The sequence below is a fragment of the Dyadobacter frigoris genome (genome assembly GCF_005280585.1).
Taxonomy (GTDB): Bacteria; Bacteroidota; Bacteroidia; order Cytophagales; family Spirosomataceae; genus Dyadobacter; species Dyadobacter frigoris.
Map to the genome: position 1 here is coordinate 455,948 of NZ_SZVO01000001.1, position 23,095 is coordinate 479,042.

22 protein-coding genes and 1 riboswitch are annotated in these 23,095 nt (G+C 38.5%); of the genes, 11 read left to right on the top strand and 11 right to left on the bottom strand.

Features of this window, described 5'->3' with window-relative positions; all coding sequences use genetic code 11:
* The first annotated feature begins 42 nt into the window (after positions 1-42).
* The gene (locus FDK13_RS02080; protein WP_137338310.1) at positions 43-1,368 is read left to right on the top strand and encodes a WG repeat-containing protein; all 1,326 of its coding nucleotides are present in this window, start codon (positions 43-45) and stop codon (positions 1,366-1,368) included.
* Between the two features lie 28 nt (positions 1,369-1,396).
* Here FDK13_RS02080 and FDK13_RS02085 read toward each other — a convergent pair whose 3' ends face one another.
* On the bottom strand, positions 1,397-2,386 hold the full coding sequence (locus tag FDK13_RS02085; protein ID WP_137338311.1) for a glycosyltransferase family 9 protein: 990 nt from the start codon (positions 2,384-2,386) through the stop codon (positions 1,397-1,399).
* A 529-nt stretch (positions 2,387-2,915) separates the two neighbouring features.
* Between FDK13_RS02085 and FDK13_RS02090 the strand changes: the two genes are divergently transcribed.
* The 4 genes from FDK13_RS02090 to FDK13_RS36480 all read left to right on the top strand — a co-directional run bounded on the left by FDK13_RS02090 (position 2,916) and on the right by FDK13_RS36480 (position 6,707).
* Complete coding sequence (locus tag FDK13_RS02090; RefSeq protein WP_137338312.1) at positions 2,916-3,914, top strand: glycosyl hydrolase family 18 protein; 999 nt, start codon at positions 2,916-2,918, stop codon at positions 3,912-3,914.
* A gap of 21 nt (positions 3,915-3,935) precedes the next feature.
* Positions 3,936-4,631, top strand: coding sequence for a DUF4369 domain-containing protein (locus tag FDK13_RS02095; RefSeq protein WP_137338313.1), 696 nt, complete (start codon positions 3,936-3,938; stop codon positions 4,629-4,631).
* A 62-nt stretch (positions 4,632-4,693) separates the two neighbouring features.
* On the top strand, positions 4,694-5,800 hold the full coding sequence (locus FDK13_RS02100; protein ID WP_137338314.1) for a serine hydrolase domain-containing protein: 1,107 nt from the start codon (positions 4,694-4,696) through the stop codon (positions 5,798-5,800).
* 115 nt (positions 5,801-5,915) lie between these two features.
* Positions 5,916-6,707 (top strand): DUF1801 domain-containing protein, encoded by a 792-nt coding sequence (locus FDK13_RS36480; RefSeq protein WP_170982689.1) that lies wholly within the window; start codon positions 5,916-5,918, stop codon positions 6,705-6,707.
* Positions 6,708-6,931: 224 nt separating this feature from the next.
* Here FDK13_RS36480 and FDK13_RS02110 read toward each other — a convergent pair whose 3' ends face one another.
* Positions 6,932-7,489, bottom strand: a complete 558-nt coding sequence (locus tag FDK13_RS02110) for a trehalase domain-containing protein (RefSeq protein WP_229215871.1) — start codon at positions 7,487-7,489, stop codon at positions 6,932-6,934.
* Positions 7,490-7,594: 105 nt separating this feature from the next.
* Positions 7,595-7,690: riboswitch (TPP riboswitch) on the top strand.
* 129 nt (positions 7,691-7,819) lie between these two features.
* Between FDK13_RS02110 and FDK13_RS02115 the strand changes: the two genes are divergently transcribed.
* Complete coding sequence (locus tag FDK13_RS02115) at positions 7,820-10,279, top strand: TonB-dependent receptor (protein ID WP_137338315.1); 2,460 nt, start codon at positions 7,820-7,822, stop codon at positions 10,277-10,279.
* A gap of 176 nt (positions 10,280-10,455) precedes the next feature.
* Here FDK13_RS02115 and FDK13_RS02120 read toward each other — a convergent pair whose 3' ends face one another.
* The 7 genes from FDK13_RS02120 to FDK13_RS02150 form a co-directional block, all read right to left on the bottom strand.
* Positions 10,456-10,740: a hypothetical protein gene (locus FDK13_RS02120; RefSeq protein WP_137338316.1), complete on the bottom strand. Its 285-nt coding sequence runs from the start codon at positions 10,738-10,740 to the stop codon at positions 10,456-10,458.
* Positions 10,737-11,045, bottom strand: coding sequence for a hypothetical protein (locus tag FDK13_RS02125; RefSeq protein ID WP_137338317.1), 309 nt, complete (start codon positions 11,043-11,045; stop codon positions 10,737-10,739). The genes FDK13_RS02120 and FDK13_RS02125 overlap by 4 nt, the downstream gene beginning before the upstream one ends.
* Before the next feature lie 26 nt (positions 11,046-11,071).
* Positions 11,072-11,716, bottom strand: coding sequence for a hypothetical protein (locus FDK13_RS02130; protein ID WP_137338318.1), 645 nt, complete (start codon positions 11,714-11,716; stop codon positions 11,072-11,074).
* A 213-nt stretch (positions 11,717-11,929) separates the two neighbouring features.
* Entirely contained in the window at positions 11,930-13,429 is a 1,500-nt protein-coding gene (locus tag FDK13_RS02135) for a T9SS type A sorting domain-containing protein (RefSeq protein WP_137338319.1), read from the bottom strand.
* A 674-nt stretch (positions 13,430-14,103) separates the two neighbouring features.
* A complete protein-coding gene (locus FDK13_RS02140; protein WP_137338320.1) occupies positions 14,104-14,376 on the bottom strand; it encodes a hypothetical protein in 273 nt (90 codons plus the stop codon).
* Positions 14,352-15,284, bottom strand: coding sequence for a YncE family protein (locus FDK13_RS02145; RefSeq protein ID WP_137338321.1), 933 nt, complete (start codon positions 15,282-15,284; stop codon positions 14,352-14,354). Before FDK13_RS02145 ends, FDK13_RS02140 begins: the two co-directional genes overlap by 25 nt.
* 182 nt (positions 15,285-15,466) lie before the next feature.
* Positions 15,467-15,703, bottom strand: a complete 237-nt coding sequence (locus FDK13_RS02150) for a hypothetical protein (RefSeq protein ID WP_137338322.1) — start codon at positions 15,701-15,703, stop codon at positions 15,467-15,469.
* A gap of 169 nt (positions 15,704-15,872) precedes the next feature.
* Between FDK13_RS02150 and hemE the strand changes: the two genes are divergently transcribed.
* Both hemE and FDK13_RS02160 read left to right on the top strand, forming a co-directional pair.
* Positions 15,873-16,901 (top strand): uroporphyrinogen decarboxylase, encoded by a 1,029-nt coding sequence (gene hemE / locus FDK13_RS02155; RefSeq protein WP_137338323.1) that lies wholly within the window; start codon positions 15,873-15,875, stop codon positions 16,899-16,901.
* Between the two features lie 114 nt (positions 16,902-17,015).
* Positions 17,016-17,555 (top strand): D-glycero-alpha-D-manno-heptose-1,7-bisphosphate 7-phosphatase, encoded by a 540-nt coding sequence (locus tag FDK13_RS02160; RefSeq protein ID WP_137338324.1) that lies wholly within the window; start codon positions 17,016-17,018, stop codon positions 17,553-17,555.
* Here FDK13_RS02160 and FDK13_RS36355 read toward each other — a convergent pair.
* Together FDK13_RS36355 and FDK13_RS02165 are read right to left on the bottom strand one after the other, a co-directional pair.
* The gene (locus FDK13_RS36355; protein WP_262711800.1) at positions 17,539-17,670 is read right to left on the bottom strand and encodes a hypothetical protein; all 132 of its coding nucleotides are present in this window, start codon (positions 17,668-17,670) and stop codon (positions 17,539-17,541) included. The genes FDK13_RS02160 and FDK13_RS36355 overlap by 17 nt on opposite strands.
* Positions 17,671-17,773: 103 nt before the next feature.
* On the bottom strand, positions 17,774-19,246 hold the full coding sequence (locus tag FDK13_RS02165) for a type III PLP-dependent enzyme domain-containing protein (protein WP_137338325.1): 1,473 nt from the start codon (positions 19,244-19,246) through the stop codon (positions 17,774-17,776).
* Positions 19,247-19,869: 623 nt separating this feature from the next.
* Between FDK13_RS02165 and FDK13_RS02170 the strand changes: the two genes are divergently transcribed.
* The 3 genes from FDK13_RS02170 to FDK13_RS02180 all read left to right on the top strand — a co-directional run bounded on the left by FDK13_RS02170 (position 19,870) and on the right by FDK13_RS02180 (position 23,093).
* Entirely contained in the window at positions 19,870-20,493 is a 624-nt protein-coding gene (locus FDK13_RS02170) for a TetR/AcrR family transcriptional regulator (RefSeq protein WP_229215872.1), read from the top strand.
* A complete protein-coding gene (locus FDK13_RS02175) occupies positions 20,483-21,847 on the top strand; it encodes a TolC family protein (RefSeq protein WP_137338327.1) in 1,365 nt (454 codons plus the stop codon). The genes FDK13_RS02170 and FDK13_RS02175 overlap by 11 nt, the downstream gene beginning before the upstream one ends.
* A 112-nt stretch (positions 21,848-21,959) precedes the next feature.
* Entirely contained in the window at positions 21,960-23,093 is a 1,134-nt protein-coding gene (locus tag FDK13_RS02180) for an efflux RND transporter periplasmic adaptor subunit (protein WP_137338328.1), read from the top strand.
* Positions 23,094-23,095: the final 2 nt, after the last annotated feature.

Sequence of the window (23,095 nt, forward strand, 5' to 3'; positions counted from 1 at the left end):
GAATGGAACAGAATTTCTCTTTTTTATCAAAAAACGGAATTTATGATTGCCCGAAATAGTAAGTTTTTAGCGTTTGTAATACTTATGTGTGTCAGCTTTTTGTTTAAAGCAAATGCAGCGCAAAATCCCGACTGGCTTAAAAAATATCAGGAACATGAGCAGTTTGGTGATGTATTTGTTGTCAAAATGATCGAGAAATCCGGCGATGCGTATAGCAGTTTCCTGGTGGATAAAAATGGTAACAAGCTGACTCCGGCCTATCGGGACATTGGGAAATTTTCAAATGGTCTGGCTGAATTTGTCACCTTTGAAAATCATCATGGGGCGTTGGGAATGCATGGGTATATCAATAAAAGCGGGAAAATAATTATTCCACCGATCTACCGGGGTGCAGGGGAATTTAAAGATGGAATAACGTATGTAATGTATCCCAAAGGCAGACAATTCGGGCTTACTTATCTTGATACGCTGGGAAAGGAAGTTTACAAAATACCGGTTGAATTGTTTCCAAACGATTTTTTGATTGGCAAAGCCCAGGCAGCCTATGTCGCTTATCATGATTGTCAGGAGGATTTTATCTGGTACGTTAATGGAAATCTGACGACGTTGAACTGGAATTTTGGAAGATATACCGAGATTGATATCAAAAAAGCGAAAGAACCATTTCGTTTTTATTACCACGGAAAATTCGGGATTGTAGACAAAAATCTGATTCTTCGTGTGCCGGTTGCGCTGGATGATATTGACTTGATCTACAAACATTCCGGGCGCGGTTTGGCAAGAGTAAAATATGGCAACAAGTTTGGTTATGTCAGTTCGAAAACGGGAGAAATTGTCATTCCATTCTTATATGACGATACTCAAAAACCGTCTCTTGGCCGCTATTGGGTCAAAAAAGGAAATAAATGGGGTTGTATTAATAAAAAAGGAGAAACCGTTATTCCATTTTTATATGATTACGCAGGACGGTTTATGGATGAAAACCGTGCTTCTGTTTCCCTTAATGGAAAGTTTGGCCACATTGATACGACAGGAAAAATTACCACGCCGATTATTTACCAGTCTGCTTCCTATTTCAAACATGGGGTGGCCATGATTCAGCTAAATGATAAATACGCATACATCGATACCAGAGGAAAGGTGATTACAAAAACCTGGTTCAGCGAAGCAGAACCTTTTAGAGAAGATATGGTTGTGACTGAAAAATATGGTGTCTTTTATGATATGTCACCAGACGGAAGTTTTCAGTTTAAAGGATTTTCTTCCGCCTGGAAAGCAACATTAATTATTGTGCTTTTATTTATTTTAGCACTTGTTCCAAAAAGAATTTTCAGTCGTTTTAAAGCTGCAAAAACAAAAAATGGATGAAGTTTATAATATTTTGCTTCCGGTAAAACTAATGAAGAACTGATTTGGTATCTCTGATTTTCTTCCACTGTTTAATTTTTCTAAAAACATCCCATGCCGAAATACTATCCAGATCTTCCGTTTTGGTTTGTATATAACCCACTTTCGGGCCAACAGGCCCCCATCTTCCCGCATGTTTTGGCCGGTTTTTCGGGAATAGACCTAATGTATTTATTCCTGTTGCAGCGGCCAGGTGCATAGGACCGGTACTTCCTGCAACGAGCCCGTCCGTTTTTCGGATAAATGAAATAAGTTGGTTGAGAGGAAGTTTTCCCATTAAATCTACTACATGTGACGGCAAACCTTCAACCCAGGATTCTAATTCAATTTTTTCTTTTTCGGAACCCGTTATAAATATTCGGAATACATCCGGATCCAATAACGCGATAAGTTCAGAAAAGCGTTTTAAATCCCATTCCAACGCATTTCCATTCGATTTTGGATGAAGGATAATCTTGAATTTATCAGTATTTAAAAGTGCAGAAAATTCGTCCGGAAGTTCTGCAAAGTGATTAAGCTGGTAATATTGCCATATTTTTTCAGGGGCTTTTTTTATTCCCAGCGGTCTGAGAAGGCGAAAATGCAGAAGCGCTTCATGATCGTCTGATTGTTTTCTGCGCAGCCAAACCAGTCTGTTACATTTCAGCCAGTGATAAGGACGGCTTATTGTACCAATTCGTATTGGAATTCCGGCATCCTTGGCCAGCTTATTCAAATCCGGATGAGTCACCAAATGCAGGATGGCATCAAATTTAAATTGTTTAATAAAGGCGATCTGCTCATTTGGCGACATAGCAAATACCGCTTCATAATCAATAAAATTATCAATGGAATCACTGGCGTCAACAACCGCTTTGGTATATTTTCTTGCTAAAATTGAAACGCGTGCACCAGGAAAGCTTTGTTTTATATAACCGCAAATTGGCAAAGCCAAAACAACATCTCCGATAGCGTCAATCCTGGTAACTAAGATATTCATTGTTAGTAACGTCAATCCGGTTTATAATAGATACGAAACACTTGCGAACTGTATGTCATACCTCTTATCTTAAAAATATTGTACCAAAAAGAATATTGGCAAAGAGAAAGTAATTTTTATTCTGATGTATGTGTCTGTGGATACACTTCAGATATTTCAACAGAATTAGGACGAAATAAATTGCGCTGAAACGCGAAAATTTGGATTGTCGGTGAGCAGGAAAACTAGAAATCAGGAAGTAAATGTTGCAAAAGGTTTGTTTGATAAAATCCAGCTGGTCTTTCTGCGGAGCGTCGACAGACCAGCCGTCTTTTTGTCTTTGAATATACCAGATATCAAAATCTTTCTTTTCACCTTTAATTTACGAAGAGAAAGTGTTTGTTTTTCACTTATACGTTTTGTTAGTTTATCAAAATTGTTTTTGATCTATGTTTTTGAATCAATATCATCCGAAATAGAGATGCCGTAATTATGTACACGCTGACAAAGGTTAATCAATCTAGAATCAATCGTTTAAAAATAATTCTAAGTGAATAACAAAAATAATACACTCAAACTTTTTGTTCCTGCTCTGCTTTGCAGCTTACTTTTTCTACCTTCTGCATGTAGCAAAAGATCTATAACAGCCGACAGTTTCAAATCCACATTCCTCGTTATAGGATACCTACCCGGACGGGAAAATTTATTACAATCAGCAAACACAATTGATTACAGTAAAATCACACATCTCAATATTGCTTTTATCAATCCTGATTCTGCCGGCAATTTAAAAGGAACAGAAAATCTGAAAGCTGTTGCTGCTATTGCTCATTCAAAAAATGTCAAAATCATGGCATCCATCGGCGGAGGTGGCGCTCCCAAATATTACCCTTCGTTTTTGATTGGGGACAAAAAGGCAAAACTGATAACTGAGCTTGTAAATCTGGCCGTGGAAAGTAATCTGGATGGAATTGATGTGGATTTGGAAGGTGCTCTGATTGATGCCAATTATGAAAATTTTGTGATCGATCTGGCTGCGCAATTAAAACAAAAAAATAAAATGATCACGGCGGCCATCGCGACTGTTTACAAAGATCAGTTTACAGATAAAGCACTGGCACAATTCGATTTTGTTAACATCATGTCTTATGACAAAACCGGTCCGTGGAATCTCGCAAAACCTGGTCCGCACGCACCTTATGAAATGGCAGTTGAAGATATTGAATACTGGAATAAAACCCGAGGAATTTCAAAAGAAAAACTGAGTTTGGGCGTTCCTTTTTACGGATATGGTTTTGGGGGAACGGCACCCGAAAGTATTTCCTGGAAAAATATTTTGCTTAATTATCCCGAGGCCATTCAGACAGATGAATTCAATGTAAACAGCGGTACTATTTATTACAATGGAATTCCGACAATTCGTAAAAAAACTACATTAGCTTTGGATAAAACAGGAGGTATTATGATCTGGCAATTGTTGCAGGACGACAATGGTCCGCAATCGCTTCTGGGAAATATAAATTATGTTATTCAGTCCAAAGGAAAATAACGAGTCATATGTATCAGGAAAATGAATAAATACTTCGCCCCGCTTATACTTTTCTTATTCTCCGCGGTGCCGGCTTTTTCTCAAAATATTCGAATCCAAATTGTTGCTCCAAAGGAATTTAAAGGGCGTAAGGCAATTTTGCTTACCCGGGAAAAAGGATTTGCGGCTATTGTACATTCGATCAAGCTTAATTCCGATATTTTCAATCTTGAAATTGCCGGCGACCTGGTTCCTGACCTATATCAGCTGCATGTTTCTCAGGTCAAAGGCTCATTATTTTTCTTTTTGGAACCTGGGTCTAAAATTCAGCTGGATACCACGGATGTTTCCAAATCCATCGTAACCAATTCAAAAAGTAATCCTGAATGGAAATTATTTCAGGACAATCTTCAAAAACCTTATGATCAGCGAATTAATGATTATTCCCAAGGGGAAAAACGTGCTCGTAAAGAAAGAAATGCGGATAGTCTAAACTTCTGGGTTGACAAACAAGCCGTTGAAAAAGAAGATCTGGTTAAGAAAACCGGTGAATATATAGCAGATCATCCTGATTCATACGTCAGTCTTTATCTTTTAAAAATCAATTGGTATGCATTTAAAAATGATAAGCTTTTTGAAAGATTGGCTAAATCAATGGCAGGGCACAGAACCTATAAATTTTTAGAGGAAAAAAATAGAAAAACAGAGAAGTCCGGAGTTTTGGGACACAATTTATAATTACTGAGAATAATACAAATTTTGTTGGTAACTTATCTTTTGATTTAAAAGAAAATCTTCCGATGAAAATGTTCTCCAGAAAACCATTATTGGTACTCATCTTAATTTTGGCAATTGCTTTTATATACACCTCATTACCAAGGGCCTGGTATGAAAAAAGTACTTATGGTACAGAACTTCCTCAATCTGCCTTATTGCCGCCAGTTGTAAAAAACAATCTATCAAAGTTTATTTTAGATACAGCCCAAAATGCGCAAGCCGTGGTTATTTTACATGATGAAAAAATAGTCCTGGAAGTTGGAGATACTGAAAAGTTGATCAATTGCCATTCTGCAAGGAAAAGTATTATGAGCCTTTTGATCGGTATAGCGAAAGAAAAAGGATTTTTGACATTGAATGAAACATTAGGTGTGCTCGGAATTGATGAAAGTAAAATGCCGCTGACACCACAGGAAAAATCTGCAACTATCAGAGATTTACTGATGGCTCGCTCAGGCGTATATCTTCCGGCGGAAGCAGAAACTGATTTCGCAAAAGCGCACCGTCCCAAAAGAGAGCAATACAAACCAGGAGAATTCTTCTTTTATAACAATTTTGATTTTAATGTGCTTGGTGCGATTCTTGAAAAAAAGACAGGAAAAACAATAGGCGAGTTTATGGAAAAATATCTGGCTGAGCCTTTGGGTATGCAGGAATTTGCGCCTTCCAATATCGTCTACGGGAATCCGTGGCCTGTTCGAAGCGACAATTCTGATTATCGCGTTTACTGGATGTATTTGAGTGCCCGTGATTTTGCGAGAGTCGGCGAGTTGGTAGCACAAAAAGGAAAGTGGAATAATAAGCAAATTGTATCAGCTCAATGGATTGAAGAAAGTACAAAAATGTATACTGACAGTCTGGATGAAAGTATGTGGCCTTTTGACGGTTATTCCTATTTGTGGTGGTTGGATAAAGACAATAATACGATTTGGGCGGATGGATATGGCGGCCAATTTTTGTTGATTGACGCAGCCAGAAATCTTGTTTTATCTCAAAGAAATTTCACCGGAAATTCTTTAATTACCTCAGGATTATTTCAATTGAAAAAGAAAAGAGATGGCAGCAGGCGGCAACTTATGTATGTGTACGATCATATGAAAAACTTTATCTCTGGTACTTCAGGAAATTAATGCCTGATTAAATTTTTTTGTATCTTAATTTGTAATTTTCAAACTTGTTTAGAAAATAAAAGTATCTGTAAGTCAGTCGGTTACTTATTGTTAATAACTTATTTATCATACGACTATGACAAAAAATGATCCCGATGTTGACAATTATATCGCGGGTTTTCCAAAAGAAATCCAAAAGCTTTTGGAAGAAATGCGCCTTGCAATCCGGAAAGCTGCGCCAGATGCCGAAGAAAAAATTGGTTACGGAATCCCGACTTTCACACTAAACGGGAATCTGGTTCATTATGCTGCTTTTAAAAATCATATCGGATTTTATCCCGCTCCGCGCGGACTTGAAGCTTTTAAGGAAGAATTATCGGGATATAAAGGCGCGAAAGGGTCCGTTCAGTTTCCGTTTGATAAGCCGTTGCCGCTGGATCTGGTAGCCAAAATTACGAAATTCAGGATTGAACAAAACCTGGCGAAAACAGATGCAAAAGCTAAAAAGAAAACGCCGGTAAAAACACCAAAACTTTCAGACGAGGAACAGGTTACCGAGCATATTCAAAAACTGGATCCTGAATTAGGAAAAGTTATTGAAACGATACGTCAAATCATTTTAGGCACAGATAAAGAAATTGGGGAAAGAATTAAATGGAATAACCCTAGTTTTTATTACACCGGAGAAATGAAACCGTTCGATCAGAAAGAATACAAAAGTGATATTGCCGTAATGAACCTGTACAAAGGAAGAATCATGCTCGTTTTTCCAAGCGGTGCCAAGGTTAATAACGCAACAGGATTTCTGGAAGGCGATTATAAAGACGGAAGGAGAACAGTGGTTTTCAAGGATTTAGATGATGTGAAATCGAAGGAAAAAACCTTAAAAAGTGTGGTGGAGGAGTGGCTGGCTTTGGTGGAGAAGTGAGGTTTGAATTAAGGCTCCAAAAACTAACCCGAGGTTTTAACCTTGGGAAGTGGAATAAAGAAATATCCGGCTTTAGCCAATTCCTCAATATGTAACTCAATGGCTAAAGCCCACGATTAGATATCTCGACCTGCCCACCCAAGGTTAAAACCTTGGGTTAAAAATGCCCAGAATCACTAGTGCTACTTCCCTTATTCTTTTAACGTACAAATGTTTGTTATAAATCATTGAAAAAATCGTTTTTCAAGTTCGGCAATAGCCAGCTCTCTTTCCCTGGCACCTCCAATTCTGACGGAATCGGTCAGGGCAAGTAACTCATATAATAATGGATTGTTTTTAACTGCAAGAGGAACGCTGCTGTAAAGAGGAATAATCGATTGACCTCGTACTGTTCCCTCCGCATCTTCCCAAACCATTTCTTCCTGAAATGAAAGCTGACTTTTTAATGGTTGGGCCGAATGTGCAGTAGGTACGCCTCTTACCAGTGGCCCGGGTTGTACCGGAAATACGTATTTTATTCCAAATTTTATAAAATCCAGCAAAGACTGTGCAAATACTTTCTTATAGGAATTTTTATCTATGAGCCCGGAAAAAGACGACCTATAGAGGGAAGCAGATATTTCCGCAGAACTTATTTTTAAGGAGTCCGCTAGGTCTTTGTTTTGAATTTCTTTATGCATAAAACGTAACCCACTCTTTTTGTTCCAATCTTTTTGCTCAATAGCGATTATAGCAAGCAAGACTACGATATCCTGAGGACGCATTCCTTTATGATCTTTCATACTAATAGTTTATGATTTGCAATTTACGATTTGCGAATCGCAAATCAAAAATTGCAATAATTATTTTTCCTTGTTTCCCCAGCCCAAACCACTTAACTTTACACGATAATCTCAAAGGGGTGCCCTACCTAACGGGCTGAGATCATACCCATATTACCTGATCCGGATAATGCCGGCGTAGGAAGAGAAAGCTAAACTTAGGACTAGCGAAAATCACAATAAAATATATTGATTTTCAAGCTTCATAAAGTCAGCTGAATCGAATAACCATTTTTATTGAACCAAAAGGATAGGTGGCCCCTTGCCTGTTCGTAACAATTATTGATCGCAATGCGAAACGTTACGACCTGTCTTTTAACACTCGTTATCAGTACATTACTGAGCATATCTGTTTTTGCTCAAAAAACATTAACCGGTCAGGTTACCGATCAGGAAGATGGCAAATCACTTCCCGGCGCTACCATCCGGGCAGGAGAAATCCGTGGAACCACTACTGATGCCAACGGTAGATTTACACTCCGCAATATTTCAGACAACATTGGCACTTTGGAAATTTCCTACATTGGTTATCAAACGATCAAACTGGACGCGGCTAAATTAAGTGAGGGAAAACCGCTTGAAATAAAACTACAAAAAAGCACTTTCCAGGCTGATGAAGTCATCGTCAATGCAACGCGTGTTACCGACAAAACCGGGATGGCTTATACCAATGTAACTGCGGAAGCTTTGAACAAACAAAATCTGGGACAAGACCTTCCGGTGCTCTTGAATTTCACACCTTCGCTGGTAAGTACGAGTGACGCCGGCGGTGGAGTAGGTTATACCGGGATCAGAATTCGCGGTACTGATGCGACGCGTATCAATGTTACTGTCAATGGGATACCTTACAATGATGCTGAAAGCCAGGGTGTTTACTGGGTAAATATGCCGGATTTTGCTTCATCCGTTAGCAGTATTCAAATCCAGCGTGGCGTAGGAACTTCTACAAACGGATCAGGTGCTTTTGGTGCGACTGTCAACATTAGTACAAACCAATTCCGTAAAGAAGCTTATGCAGAACTTAATAATTCTTACGGCTCCTTCAATACTTTCAAAAATACATTCAAAATTGGTAGTGGTTTAATCAAGGATAAATTCACTTTTGACGCCCGTCTGTCCCGTGTTTCCTCAGATGGATATGTTGATAGAGCCTCTTCTGAATTGCATTCTTATTATCTGTCAGGTGCTTATTTTGGTGGGAAAAGTTTTGTGCGGGTGAACGTATTCTCGGGAAAGGAAAGAACATATCAATCCTGGAACGGCGTTCCGGAAGCAAAACTTCGCGGCGACCGTGAAGGTATTTTATCCTACATCGATCGTAACGGACTGGATGAAAAAGATGCACAAAATCTGGTCAACTCCAATGACCGCACTTACAATTCTTACACTTATAAAAACGAGGTTGATAATTACCGCCAGGACCATTATCAGGTTGTTACTTCTCACACGTTAACAAATAACCTGACTTTGAATGTAAACGGTTTTCTGGTTCGCGGTTTAGGTTATTATGAGCAATATCGTAAAAATGACAAATTCAGTAATTACAATCTGCCTGATGTGATTTCAGGAAGTGATACCATTTCAAGAACAGATCTGATACGCCGCAGGTGGCTTGATAATTATTTCTATGGATCGACATTTTCTATGGATTATAACAGTTTCAAAAAACTGACAGCCAGTGTCGGCGGTGGTTATACTTATTATACCGGCGATCATTACGGAGAAATCGTCTGGGCTAGAAATGCGGGCGCCACTGAAAATGAACAACGTTATTATTTCAATAAAGGCATCAAAAAAGACTTTAACATTTATGGAAAACTTTACTATCAGTTTACAGAAAAACTAAACGCTTTTGGTGATTTGCAGTTCCGCCGCGTCAGTCATAAAATTGATGGGAAGGATAATGAAATGGTTCAGATGAACTTTGACCAATCCTATTCATTTCTTAATCCAAAAGCGGGTTTAACTTATCAGCTGGCACCACAAAGTTCGATTTACGCTTCATATAGTGTTGGAAATAAAGAGCCAAATCGCGATGATTTTGCCGCGTCCACGACCCGGCTTTTTCCACAAAGTGAAAGACTGAATAATGTAGAAGCAGGATTTCGTATGCAGCAGGGGAAATGGATGATTTCGGCAAATTACTATCTCATGCATTACAAAAATCAACTCGTACTAACCGGACAGATCAATGATGTTGGTAATTCTATCCGTGTAAATGTACCGAAAAGTTACAGGACCGGAATTGAGCTGGAAGGTGCTGTTGCATTTAATTCACATTTAAAATGGAACGCCAACGCAACATTCAGCCAGAATAAAATTGCCAATTTTACAGAATATATTGTCAACTATGATACCGGAGGTTACGATATGGTAAATCATGGAAAATCTGATATCTCTTTTTCTCCAAACATCATTGTAGGAAGTCAATTTACTTACAGCCCGAAGAAAAATCTTGAATTTGCTTTATTGACAAAATATGTCGGCAAACAATATCTTGATAATACGTCCAGCGAAACACGCAGACTTGATGCTTATTTTACCAATGATCTTCGCTTAACTTATACGGTCAAACCAAAGTGGATCAAGGAAATCTCGTTCAATTTCTTGCTGAACAATATTTTTAGTGAACGTTATGAGTCGAACGGATATACTTATGGCTACATCAGCGGAGGCGCTTTGACACAGGAGAATTTCTATTTCCCGCAAGCGGGACGAAATTTTTTGGTTGGCGTGAATTTTCATTTTTAGGATTTATAAAGGGTTTAAAATCAAAAGAGAACGTCGTGTGGCGTTCTCTTTTGATTAATAAATATTGCGGTGCGCTGCACCTAAACCTTAAAATTTGCTATTCCGTTGCTACAAGTATTACGGTGCTCCGCACCTGGTAAAATGAGAACCACGTCCTACTAGCCAAGTTCAACCAATTAGTTTATAAGCGCTTTCTCTTTCAACATTCCAATATATTTTTCTCCATTCAGCCTACCAGAAAAAAAACTATCGGCCATTTTCTCATCCGACAATTTTAATTGACTGGAAACTGTTTCCATCAACTCCGGACTTAGCTGTGCTTTGCCCACGTATGTAAAAACAGCTTGTTTTTTACCATCAACAACCAGATAATGCAACTGGTGATGGTCTTTTTCCGAGAATGATTCAAAACCCTGTTTTTGTAATGCTCTCTGTATATCTTTACTTTTTCTCGCTTTCATTTGATCGCCTTAACAATGGTCAACAATTTATTTTTCAGAATAATCGCCTCGTCTGAGAGCACTTCATCGGCTTCTATACCAAAATTTTGATATAAGGCATGGAAAGTAAAATTAAACGCTGCCTCAGCTTCCTCCCGCGTTGCTCCCCACACACAAATATCCAGCGGCTGAAATGCAATCACGTAAGCCTGGTTTTCGAAGTTTACATCACAATTCAGCTTATCGTGCAGAACGTATAATTTTTCGTCATACTTAATGATCTCCGGACTGTAAGGGTACGTTCCATGCTCCATTTCCTCGATCAAAAGAACCTTTTTGATGTCCTTTTTACTCAGATCAGCCGAAGCATCATTTCCCCCGATTTTGGCATATATTTTAGCAAAGCGATAAACGGTTTTCTCTTTTTTACCTTTTCCTTTTTTGGAAAATATAAATCAGTAAAACTTTTATCGGGTTGTCTTAGGTTCAATTTTTTACCTTTTGCATCAATCAGGAAAAGCTTAAATGGCCTGTCAGAAGACGACGCAGTGAAAAGCGGTTTGTATATCCGGTTTCTTTCTTCGGGTGAATATTTACTGATTGCCTGATTCATATATTGCGGCTCTTCAAAATTTCCGAACAAAATGTTCTTCTTATATTCTGAAAATGCGTTCCTTTTCCAATCGTCAATATCGGTCGTAAAAAGGCTTGGCGGTTCTACAATATTGGAAGCCACCGCGGCTTCGAAACTGCTGAATTTGAGATCAACAACCAATAATTCCAGTTCTTTTTTAAGCCCGTCCAACACTTTAGGCGATTTCTCATAAGCAGCCCTGAACTTGTCATTCTTCAAAAATTCTATTTCAATAAAATTCAGAAATGAAGTATTGAAATTATTTAAAACCGTGATAACGGAAGATAATCTGGCCGTATGTCCGGCGGTTTGTTGAGGGTCAATCTGAAACCTAAAAGCAATTCTCCTTAATTCTTCCAACATTATAAAACATCCTTTAATAAATGGGTAACCACAAAGATCATTGTATCTCACAAAATAATGGCATTTGAAGTGAAAATATTTTGATCTTTTTATACGATTTGACAAAAAAAGAAGACTGCCTCAAACCGAGACAGTCTTCTTTCAAAAATTATAAAAAAAATTCACTGAACTGGTAACAAATACTTTAATTAGAGATCGTCTCCTAACTATATTTTAGTGGCGAATGACAATTTTGTTCGAATTTTGAGTACCGTCAGTTCTTAAAACCCTTACAATATATAATCCATTTGACAGTCCTTTTACGTTGATTCCCTCAGTAGGAGAAATCGAGTTTGACTGGTGAACCAATTGTCCGTTTGAATTAATAATTACCAGTTCTTTAATTGTTTGAGATGAAACGTCCGTCACAAAAAGTTCATTCGATACAGGATTTGGATAAACCGTTACAGCCAGGTCATTTCCATCAAGTGATATAGTTTCGATGCGGCTATATGCGTATGTACCGTCTCTGTCAACCATTTTTAACCGATAGTAATTGGTATTACCCTTTGGTGCGGAATCAATAAATTGATAATTTTTAAATTCCGAACTTTCATTACTCGCTAACACTTTCCCAAGATCGCTCCATTGTTTTGCATCTGTACTGCGCTGCACTCCAAAGTAGTCGCTGTTTGTTTCCTGTGTAGTACTCCATTTTAGAGCAACACTTTTATTGATTTCAGAGGATTGAACCTTCGCCGAAAAACTAGCAAGCGTTACTGGTAAAGGATCAATTGTATACGTGTAAATAAGACAAACTCCTCCAAGTGCAGAAGTCACTTCCTGGCTGGAAGTATTTCCGCCTGAATTCGTAATGGTTTTAGAAGCGGTACCCGATATTGGAAATGTTACAGTTCCGGTTCCAATGTAATTTGGACTAAAGCTGGCAATATTGGTAGTACTTGTTTTGCCGGAAGTAATGTCAAAATAAGATAGCGATGATCCTGCCGAAATGTCAATCGGATTTTGATTATCTACATTTTCATCTTCATCATTGGCAAACACCTTAGTTGTAACAAGATTAGATAAAGTTGCAGAAGAAAACGGATTTCCAATTTTAACACTGGCACCGATAATCAATTTTTGAATTTGTGAAGTCGTCGTTGTTGATACTACAATTGTAGGATTGGAAACCAGCGATGACGAAAACACCTGAACGCTTGACAAGGTTGCTGACGGATTAATTGGTATAGCCTTATCAACAGCTACAGATTGGTTGGTAAAAGGTGTTAATGTTGATGTCGAGACGTTACAATTAGTAATTGTATTTGTCTTTCTAGTTAAAGTCAATCCACCTTCTGAAACTGTATTTGCGCCCGTAGATGCAATAAATGCAGTGGATGGATTTGCAGTTTGAGTTGTAAAACCACTTGTTGGAAACTCGTAGTCTACAATATAACTAATCCCTGACCTGCCGGCTAATGTAAATTCTCCATTCGCATCACTAATGGCATAAGACACAATAATGTTATCACCACCAGGAACCACACGGGTAAGGCGTGCAAGGATACCGGGAACAACCTGTGTACCTCCAATGGTGACAGTACCACTAATTTGCGCGTCATGATTACCGCTATAATCCGGAGCAGGAAGAACGGGCAACGTCTGCCCTATGGCGTTTATACTGGCAAACGCCAAAAACAGGGATAAAGAGATTTTTGAGAAAGGTTTCATAAAAATTATTTACATAAAATGATTTGATTGTTGAAGACTTTCAAATTGTTGAGAACAGCAACTGTTTAAAACATTTCCAATTACACACAAACGAAAAGTAACCCGCGGTAACATTTTAGATATTGCCACAAATCATCACCAAAGAAATATCTGTCAAAATTCTTGGAGCATCTAAAGTAATATGTTAGCAGGTGTGCTTATAATTGGCTCACTATGATTTAAACATAGCACGAATCTAAAATGATAGACGGGTTTTGAAAATGAATATACTAACGAGAAAAATGTGTGTGAAGACTTTGCTAATGCCTAATCGAAAATATACTAAGCACATATGAAATATTTCGATTCAAAAGTAAGAAAAATAAAGTGAGAAGATTAATGCAGAATATGACAATTCAAAGAATTGTTGGAAAACAAACAAATTACTACTTTTAAAGTCGGAATTTTCTACTAATTTGTAGAGTAATTTCTATACAAAAATTACATTTTCGTAGCATAGAACTAATTTCTTAAAAACTGAAAATGTAATCAGGCAGATACTTCAATCAAATAGAAATAATTCGATAGGACAAAACCAATATTGCCACATATAGTGTATCTCTCAAATATTAACATGAATGCAATAGAAAAATTTATTCAATTAGTGGCAATATTTTGTATCATTATTCTGATTATTAGAGTTGCATCCTCCATGAATTCGCAAAATGATGATTACCCAATACCGTTGAATCCGTTAAGACACACAGGAAATTGATAAGGTCTTTTTCTTCTTCACGGGTTATGGAAAAACCGGAAATCCTTTTGCCATAGAATTGATGTAACCTCCCTTCACCACGATCCGGCCCTGAAACAATATTCCGTCCGCCATCTGCATAAATATGGATCACTTCTTTCGGAGAATTAACGCTTCCGCCGCGCACAACTAGCGTCCCTGAATGGTAATCCATTTTTTTGTATCTCTGTCGTAAGCAAACTGGTATGAAGTTTCTGCTTTTTCACTTTGAGCTGCCAGGCTGTAATTAAACTCAACACCAAAAACCATCATATTACCATTTTCGTCAAAACGAATCCGGCGGGCTTTATCATCACCACGTGGTCCAAGGTTTTCAAGCGAACATTCTTTTCTGACATCACCTTTAAACTTTCCGCTTTTAGTCAGTTCGATCGAATAAATATTTGATGAACGCGCACTACCAAAGTATAGACGTTTTTCACCTGTGATGCCACCCACAAAAACGGCAATGGCATCATGACCTTCCAGCTTATCAACGACATCTCCATTTTCAGGATCAACCACATAGATCACGCCTTTTTCCTCGTCACGTGTACTTCCGGCTACACTGCTTGCGTATAATTTCTTTCCGTGACAATCATAATAAATTCCCAAAACAGCAAATGGAACAACACCTGCAACACTATCCGGTTTCGGAAGTTCTGAAAGGACGGCCATGTTACCTGTTTCAGAATCTACTTTATAGATTTTGTTCATCTGGCTTAGCGGATTATCCAGTGTGTTAACTTTTGGAAGCGGTGCCGTATAAGCACTTCCATCAATGTCGGAAGTTATGCCACCCATCCAGCCATATTTTGCCCAACTGCGGTCCTGATATGTTTTTCTACTTGCAGAATCCGCCTGATTTCTCGGGAACTGAACCAAAACAAGCCCCATGATCGTCGGCTCATTTGTTGAAAATCCTGATCGCGTCGGATCAAAACCTAATCCTTTAATAAAAGGTGCCAAAGTCCTGCAAGAGGCAATGCCTATCTGAGCGATTTCTCCCTTCGTCATTTTTTCTTCACAAGAGGAAAAAACGGCAAGAGAAAGCATAAAGAATAAACGGGTAATGTATTTCATAGTCTCAATTTTTGTTCAATATTGAAATGATTATTTCTTAACCGGCACAAACATCGGTCCGCTCATACTTTGTTCGCACCTTATATTGTTCAAAGCGGTTTTCGTATTCGCCAATAACGCTTCTTCTTCACCCGGTTCATAACCCAAAGCTTTGATAACCTGCGGATTGTTAACCGCAATTTTTAATGCAAGATCTTTAAGTAGGAGGGGGATATCCGGCTGTGACTGAGGAATGATATAATCCTGGCAACCATTTCAGGAATTTTGAGATTAACCGAATCCGTCAGAATAACCGATTCCTGCGCTTGTTGTTTTTCTTCGTCCTTATTTCCGGAAGTTCCCTTCTTATTTTCTTTTCCGCATGAAAAAATAATGAGAAGTAACAGCAATGCTCTTAACGTCCGGCTAATTGTTGACATAATAAAAAATAAGAGGGTTTTTCAGGGAAACAACGTATAACGCCGTAATTTGATTTTAAAATAACAATCACCCAAAATTAGAATATTGAATTCAAAAAACAGGGAAAACACTTCGGTAATTCTGATATTTAAGTTCATTCCTTTATCCTATAATTCCTACCTTTGCCGCATGAAATTGAAAAATGATCTTTTGCTTCGGGCAGCGCGTGGAGAAAATGTAGAGCGCACACCCGTTTGGATGATGCGTCAGGCCGGACGTATTTTACCTGAATATCGTGCCGTTCGTGAAAAAGCCGGAAGTTTTATCCAGCTAGCTACAACACCTGAACTTGCAGCCGAAGTTACCATACAACCTGTTGATTTATTGGGCGTTGATGCCGCCATTATATTTTCAGACATTCTCGTAATTCCAGAAGGAATGGGTTTGCCTTACGAAATGGCGGAGCAAAAGGGTCCGATCTTTCCAACAACCGTTAATACCATTGCGGATCTGGACAAGCTAAGAATTGCTGATCCTGAAAATGACCTGGGTTATGTTCTGGAAGCGATTCGTCTTACAAAAACTGGCCTGGCCGACCGTGTTCCTTTAATTGGTTTCGCAGGTGCACCATTTACTATTTTCTGTTATATGACAGAAGGAAAAGGCTCCAAGACTTTTTCAGTTGCGAAAAAACACCTTTACGCTGATCCGGAGTTTTCTCATTTGTTATTACAAAAAATAACAGACAGCACAATCGCTTACCTGAAAGCACAAATCGCGGCCGGTGCCGATCTTGTCCAGATTTTTGATTCATGGGCAGGAATTCTTTCGCCGGAACAATACAAAACTTTCTCTCTTCCTTATATCAAACAAATCTGCGACGCAATTACCGAAGCCCCTGTTACGGTTTTTGCCAAAGGAGCATTTTTTGCAAGAGAAGAAATTGGCAAACTGAACTGCGCAGTTGTAGGACTAGACTGGAATATGGACATCACTGAATCCCGTCAGTTAATTCCAACTAAAACATTACAAGGGAATCTTGATCCATGCGTACTTTATTCTTCCTTTGATCAAATCAGAGCAGAAGTGAAGAAAATGGTAAGCCAATTCGGAACCCAACGTTACATCGCCAACTTAGGCCACGGCGTTTACCCGGATATGCAGCCAGATAAAGTAAGATGTTTCATCGAAGCCGTAAAAGAATACTCAGCTGTATAATAGGGACACAGAGAACCACAGAGTTAAAAAGAGGGACACAGAGGTGTTTTTTTATTATAACTCTGTGGCTCTCCCCTATACTCTGTGTTCCTCTGTGTAACCTAAAAAATCTCCATGTCCCAAACAACAAAGTGCGTTTTCCTTGATCGTGATGGTGTTCTGAATGAAGATCTTAGTGATTATTTACATAAACTGGATGATCTCGTAATTCCTGAGGGAATGCCGGAAGCTTTGGAATTATTGAAAGAAGCTGGTTTTTTATTGATTGTGATTACCAATCAGGCAGGAATCGCAAAAGGAATGTATGGCTCAGAAGCGGTTTATGCGATCCATGAAAAAATGCAGGAAATTTCTGAAAATGCTCTGGATGACATTTACTTTGCACCTTCACATCCTGATTTCACAGGGAAATCACTTTCCCGTAAACCGGATTCTCTGATGCTTGAAAAAGCGATAGCAAAATATGATATTGATACAACCCAATCATGGATGATCGGAGACCGGTCAAGAGATATGGAAGCCGGACATAAAGTTGGCTTAAAGACAATTCATATTATTCCTGAAAATGAGACTTCAGCAGGGGATTACACCGCTGTCAGTTTATTTGAAGCGGCAAAAATAATTTTAGCTCAAACTACTAAGCGCGTACTTTAACCGGCTGTTTCTGAACTTTCACAGCAGATCCGTAAGCTGGACACTGATGTTTTGTGCATGAAGATGCAAAACCAATCGTACCGCAAATTGCCAAAAGAAGGAATACCTTTTTCATATATTTTTTTTAGAGTAGTATAGTAACGTCAGGTTTTAAAACTTATTTCTTTGAATGAATTCGTAAAAGTAACGAACTCATTCAAAGAACGTTATATATTTCGTCAAATTTTTGTTTCAACCAGTTCTTCCTCCGTTTCAGAAGGAACCTCATCCTTAATTATTGGTGTAACAAAAGACTCATCTTTGAACCCCAAAATTCTCAGCATCGAATCGCTGTCCTGTTCTTCTGCAAAAACTTTGGTAACGATTTTCCCTTCCTCATCACGGTCTATCAAAACATGTTTTGGAGCCGGAATCAGACAGTGCTGAATTCCGCCATAACCACCCAGGGATTCCTGGTAAGCGCCGGTATGGAAAAATCCAATGTATTGTTTTTCAGCTTCTTCTTCAAAAATCGGCATATACAAATCCGCACTGTGCATTTCACTGTTATAGAAATCCTGCGAATCGCAAGTCAGACCGCCGAGGTTAACTTTTTGATATGGGCTATCCCAGTTATTGATCGGAAGCATGATATATTTCTGGTTCATACCCCATGAATCAGGAAGCTGTGTAATAAATGATCCGTTGATCATATACCAAAGTTCTTTATCATTTTGCAGTTTTTTATCAATAATCTCGTAAATCACCGCGCCACTTTCTCCAACCGTATAACTTCCGAATTCTGTGAAAATATGAGGAACCGGAACATTATTTTTGTTACATATCCACTGAATATTTTCAATGATCTCATCAATCATTTGCTGATAATCGTATCCAGCCTGTAACGAAGTCTGGATTGGAAGTCCGCCTCCAATATCGATAGAATCCAGCTCAGGACAAATTTTCTGCATTTCACAGTACTTGAACATGAATCGTGTCAATTCACTCCAGTAATATGCACTGTCTTTGATGCCGGTATTGATAAAGAAGTGTAGCATTTTAAGTTTAAAACGAGGATTGTTCTCGATTTTATCCTTATACAATTGCTGCACATCATTGTAACGAATCCCAAGACGAGACGTGTAAAAAGCAAAATTCGGTTCTTCGTCCGTCGCAATACGCATGGCAAAATTCACGGTATCAGCCGTAACCTGCTGCTCGTAAAATTCAATTTCTTTCAGGTTATCCAGAATTGGAATAACATTGAAACCTTCGTTGATAAGCTCACTTAAATATTGGGTATAAAGTGGTCTTTTATAGCCGTTTGCAAGAATGTAAGTTGACTTACTGATCTTGCCGCGACGGTATAATTCCCGGATAATCGGAATATCAAAAGACGACGAAGTTTCAAGGTGTATATTGTGTTTCAGGGCCTCTTCCAGCACAAAACTAAAATGCGAGGATTTGGTACAATAACAATAAGTATAAGTTCCCTTATAATTATGACGCTTAAATGCATTTTTGAAAAACATATTCGCATTGCCAATATGTTCACCGATTTTGGGCAGATAATTAAGTTTCAAAGGCGTACCATGTTCCTTGATGATGTCCATCAGTGGTACATTGTTGAACAGCAATTCATTTTTGTCAACGTTAAATTCCATCGTTGGGAACTCGAACGTTTGCTGAATCAGGTCAATGTAGCTTTTCATTTATTTGTTTTCGCGGATAGCAGTTAGTGGATTTGAATAAATAATTGAACTTTGTTTTTTTCTCTTTCATTCTTTCGGGCTCTCTCTTCAACGTTCAGATCACTATTTCTAATACTCTTTTTGCTTAAAAGAAAAGACCCGAAATTTGGGCAGAATATGTATTATTTCCAAACATCATTTGACTTTAAAACATTCCGTGCAATTACTTTATCACCGATATTTTAAAGTTCATACCTCAAATCGCCCATTTGGTACTTTTCTAATAGCTTCTTTTAAGGGCTGTCACTTACTTTGAATTATGGTTTATAACCGAAAAAGACATTTTCAACTTCGAATTCGGGTCAATGAAATTATTTATTTAAGATTATTAAATATCAATAAATTACAATTTGTCATTGAGCTTAGTTTCGGTTGAAAATGAGTAACTGACTGACATAGAATGTTGAAAATTTCGACCCCAAAGTTATGAAGCAGAGTTAACAATTTAATAATCAGTAAATTAATAAATCATTAAATATACATTTGCCTTTTAATAAGAGAAATAAGTACAAAATTGAGAGAAAACTTTAAACATTATTAAAGTTTTCATAGTTTTTATCATTGGAAAATTTCAACTTTGTTCTGTGAAAGAACGAATTATAAAAGAAGCATTCAAACTCTTTTGGCGCTACGGCATCAAAAGCGTGACGATGGACGATATCGCGAAGGATCTCGGTATTTCCAAACGGACGATCTATCAGCATTTTCCGGATAAAGAAGCAATTGTAATATTGGTAATAGAACAAGAGCTGGAAACCCAGAAATGCCAGATGGATAAAATGGATGAAGACAAACTGAATCCTGTTGCACAAATGATTCTGGGAGCGGACTATATGCGGGTTTCTCTGGCACATATGAACCCGGTGGTTTTCCATGATCTGAAAAAATATCACCCGCATGCATGGGACTTGTTTCATCGGTACAAACACGATTATATCATCAAAGAAATTCGTGAAAATCTTATTGAGGGTGTTGAAACAGAACTTTACAGAAAAGATATCAACGTTGATATGTTATCGATTCTCAGAATTGAGCAGGTACTGATGGCACTCGATCCAGAAATTTACCCGGCAGATAAATTCAATATGATGAACGTTCAAATGGAATTTGTCCACCATTTTTTACACGGAATTCTGACTGAAAAAGGATTTAAATACTATACTAAATATATTGAAGAATCAGCAACATCTATTACCCATGAAAAATGAAACATTGATTCGCGGCGGGATTTTATCCCTCGCGATGTTTTTAAGTCTCATCTCTGTGAAAGCGCAGGAGGCGGGTTTTACGGTCAAAGAAGCCGTGGACTATGCCATTAAACATAACCTGAATGTAAAAAGCACGCAATTGGATGCCATTTCTGCGGAAGCCAGAATCGGCGAGGTGCGGGGTGCAGGTTTGCCTCAGCTGGCCGCCAATTTCAATTTGAGCGATAACGTCATTATCCAGCGCGTTTTCCTTCCCGCCAACTTTGCCGATCAGAATGCATCTCCTGATGCGCCACCGGTAGCAGTGCAATTTGGTGTAAGATATTCAGGAAGCGCTTCGGCAACTTTAAACCAGCTCATTTTTAGCGGATCTTATTTCATTGGTTTAAGAGCAGCTGCTACATACCGTGAACTGGCTAGCAAGAATGTAACGCAGTCAAAAGTTACGGTAGCGGAAGCCGTTACCAAGGCTTACTATTCTGTTCAGGTTTCGGAAGAACGTGCTAAGGTACTGGATCTGAATATCAGCCGTGTGGATTCATCAAGACGTGAAACCAAGGTGATGAATGAAAGCGGATTTGTTGAATTGCTGGACGTCAATCGTCTGGAAGTTCAGATCAATAATCTTGTAACGGAACGTCAGAAAGTGCAGAATCTGATTGAACTGAGTTATACTTTATTAAAATACCAGATGGGCATGTCGCTTGACAAGCCGATTAAACTGACCGATAAAGTGGATGATCTGAATATTGAAACTTTAAGGGCAGATTTTTCAGATTATAAAGTAAACTACAACAGCCGAATTGAATACTCTTTGCTGGACACGCAACTCAAATTGGCGGGATTGGACTTGAAAAACATTCGCAGCGGTTATTTACCAACCGTTTCTGCTTCTTTCGGTTATGGACATAATAATGGTAAAAATACACTTCCTGATTTATTTGGAACACAATGGTTCAATAATTCGGTGTTAGCGCTGAATGTTAACATTCCGATTTTTGACGGATTTACAAAAAAATATCAGGTTGATCAGAAAAAAGTGGCTTTCAATAAAGTTAAGCTAAACCAAAGCCTTCTTGAACAAACCATTGATATGCAGTCCAAACAAGCCGCTATCAACATAAAAAATGCTTTCGCAACCTTGGAAACGCAGACAAGAAATGTTGATCTGGCTAAGGAAGTGGTTCGGGTTACCAAAATCAAATACAAAGAAGGTGTTGGTTCAAACATTGAAGTCATCAACGCGGAATCAGCTTACAAGGAAGCACAAACGAATTATTTCTCTGCGCTTTATGATATGTTGATCGCTAAGGTTGATCTGAGCAAAGCGAAAGGAGAGCTTTATAATGATTAATGCCGGGCCGCCGGTGCGGTTAAGGGTTAATTGTTAATGGCCGCTCGTTAACGAGTTCTGGCTTATTAGCAATTACTATCCACAGTTTACCATTAACAATTAAAATTTTATTATGAAAACACATATTTTATCAATCACAATCGCTGCTGCTTTGCTGGCTTCTTGCTCGGGGGAGAAAAAGGAAGGATTGGCAGGAAAAAAAGAAGAACTGACCAAGCTTAAAACAGAACAAAGCGAAACAGAGAAAAAAATAAAAGCACTTGAATCGGAAATAGCGAAGCTTGACACGACAAAAAGAGCTGAAACCAATATAAAAATTGTAACGGTTAAACCACTTGAAGCCGGTACTTTAAGTCATTATGTTGAATTGCAAGGTTCGATCGATGCGAAAAACAGTGTGATGGTAACGCCGAAATCCGGTGGTGTGATCATGGCGGTTTATGTTCGTGAAGGCGATCAGGTGAAAGCTGGCAGTGCCATGGCGAAAGTTGATGACAGCATTTTGCGCGAAAGTATTGAAGAAGTTAAAAGCCAGCTGACTTTGGCTACAACGATTTTTAGCAAACAGAAAAATCTTTGGGACCAGAAAATCGGTACTGAAATCCAGTTTTTACAAGCTCAGAATAATAAAGAAGGACTTGAAAAGAAACTTTCTACTTTGAATACGCAGCTTTCTCAATCCCGGGTTTCCGCTCCGATTTCCGGTGTTGTGGATCAGGTAAATGTAAAAGTTGGTGAAACGGCTGCACCCGGTATGGGTCTTTTCCGGGTTGTTAATCTTGGAAATCTAAAAGTTGTTGCCAAAGTTTCTGATACCTATTCTGCGAGTGTAAAACGCGGTGATGAAATTCTTATCACTTTTCCTGATTTGAATAAAGATTACACGGCAAAAGTTTCTTTTGTTGGAACAACGGTTGATCCATTAAGCCGCACCTTTATTATTGAAGCCAATCTGCCTTCAAGCCCTGCTTTGAAACCAAACATGGTTGCGAAAGTCCAGATCAATGATGCGACGAAGAAAAACGCGTTGATCGTTGACCAGAATATTATTCAGGGAACGGAAAAAGGACAGGTTGTTTATGTCGCGGTAAACGAAGGCGGAAAGAAAAAAGCGAAATCGAAAATTGTGAAAACAGGTTTGATTTACAACGGAAAAATTGAAATAACGGAAGGCTTACAGGCAGGAGACGAAATTATCACCACCGGATATCAGGAAGTTTCTGACGGACAAACGATTTCGTACTAAAA

What these genes read in the sequence shown, in the direction of transcription:
- FDK13_RS02135 (WP_137338319.1), bottom strand. Translation starts at nt 13,429, where the DNA reads ATGAAACCTTTCTCAAAAATCTCTTTATCCCTGTTTTTGGCGTTTGCC.
- FDK13_RS02085 (WP_137338311.1), bottom strand. Translation starts at nt 2,386, where the DNA reads ATGAATATCTTAGTTACCAGGATTGACGCTATCGGAGATGTTGTTTTG.
- FDK13_RS02175 (WP_137338327.1), top strand. Translation starts at nt 20,483, where the DNA reads ATGAAAAATGAAACATTGATTCGCGGCGGGATTTTATCCCTCGCGATG.
- FDK13_RS02115 (WP_137338315.1), top strand. Translation starts at nt 7,820, where the DNA reads ATGCGAAACGTTACGACCTGTCTTTTAACACTCGTTATCAGTACATTA.
- FDK13_RS36480 (WP_170982689.1), top strand. Translation starts at nt 5,916, where the DNA reads ATGACAAAAAATGATCCCGATGTTGACAATTATATCGCGGGTTTTCCA.
- FDK13_RS02160 (WP_137338324.1), top strand. Translation starts at nt 17,016, where the DNA reads ATGTCCCAAACAACAAAGTGCGTTTTCCTTGATCGTGATGGTGTTCTG.
- FDK13_RS02110 (WP_229215871.1), bottom strand. Translation starts at nt 7,489, where the DNA reads ATGAAAGATCATAAAGGAATGCGTCCTCAGGATATCGTAGTCTTGCTT.
- hemE (WP_137338323.1), top strand. Translation starts at nt 15,873, where the DNA reads ATGAAATTGAAAAATGATCTTTTGCTTCGGGCAGCGCGTGGAGAAAAT.
- FDK13_RS02180 (WP_137338328.1), top strand. Translation starts at nt 21,960, where the DNA reads ATGAAAACACATATTTTATCAATCACAATCGCTGCTGCTTTGCTGGCT.
- FDK13_RS02080 (WP_137338310.1), top strand. Translation starts at nt 43, where the DNA reads ATGATTGCCCGAAATAGTAAGTTTTTAGCGTTTGTAATACTTATGTGT.
- FDK13_RS02130 (WP_137338318.1), bottom strand. Translation starts at nt 11,716, where the DNA reads ATGTTGGAAGAATTAAGGAGAATTGCTTTTAGGTTTCAGATTGACCCT.
- FDK13_RS02120 (WP_137338316.1), bottom strand. Translation starts at nt 10,740, where the DNA reads ATGAAAGCGAGAAAAAGTAAAGATATACAGAGAGCATTACAAAAACAG.
- FDK13_RS02140 (WP_137338320.1), bottom strand. Translation starts at nt 14,376, where the DNA reads ATGGATTACCATTCAGGGACGCTAGTTGTGCGCGGCGGAAGCGTTAAT.
- FDK13_RS02095 (WP_137338313.1), top strand. Translation starts at nt 3,936, where the DNA reads ATGAATAAATACTTCGCCCCGCTTATACTTTTCTTATTCTCCGCGGTG.
- FDK13_RS02150 (WP_137338322.1), bottom strand. Translation starts at nt 15,703, where the DNA reads ATGTCAACAATTAGCCGGACGTTAAGAGCATTGCTGTTACTTCTCATT.
- FDK13_RS36355 (WP_262711800.1), bottom strand. Translation starts at nt 17,670, where the DNA reads ATGAAAAAGGTATTCCTTCTTTTGGCAATTTGCGGTACGATTGGTTTT.
- FDK13_RS02165 (WP_137338325.1), bottom strand. Translation starts at nt 19,246, where the DNA reads ATGAAAAGCTACATTGACCTGATTCAGCAAACGTTCGAGTTCCCAACG.
- FDK13_RS02145 (WP_137338321.1), bottom strand. Translation starts at nt 15,284, where the DNA reads ATGAAATACATTACCCGTTTATTCTTTATGCTTTCTCTTGCCGTTTTT.
- FDK13_RS02100 (WP_137338314.1), top strand. Translation starts at nt 4,694, where the DNA reads ATGAAAATGTTCTCCAGAAAACCATTATTGGTACTCATCTTAATTTTG.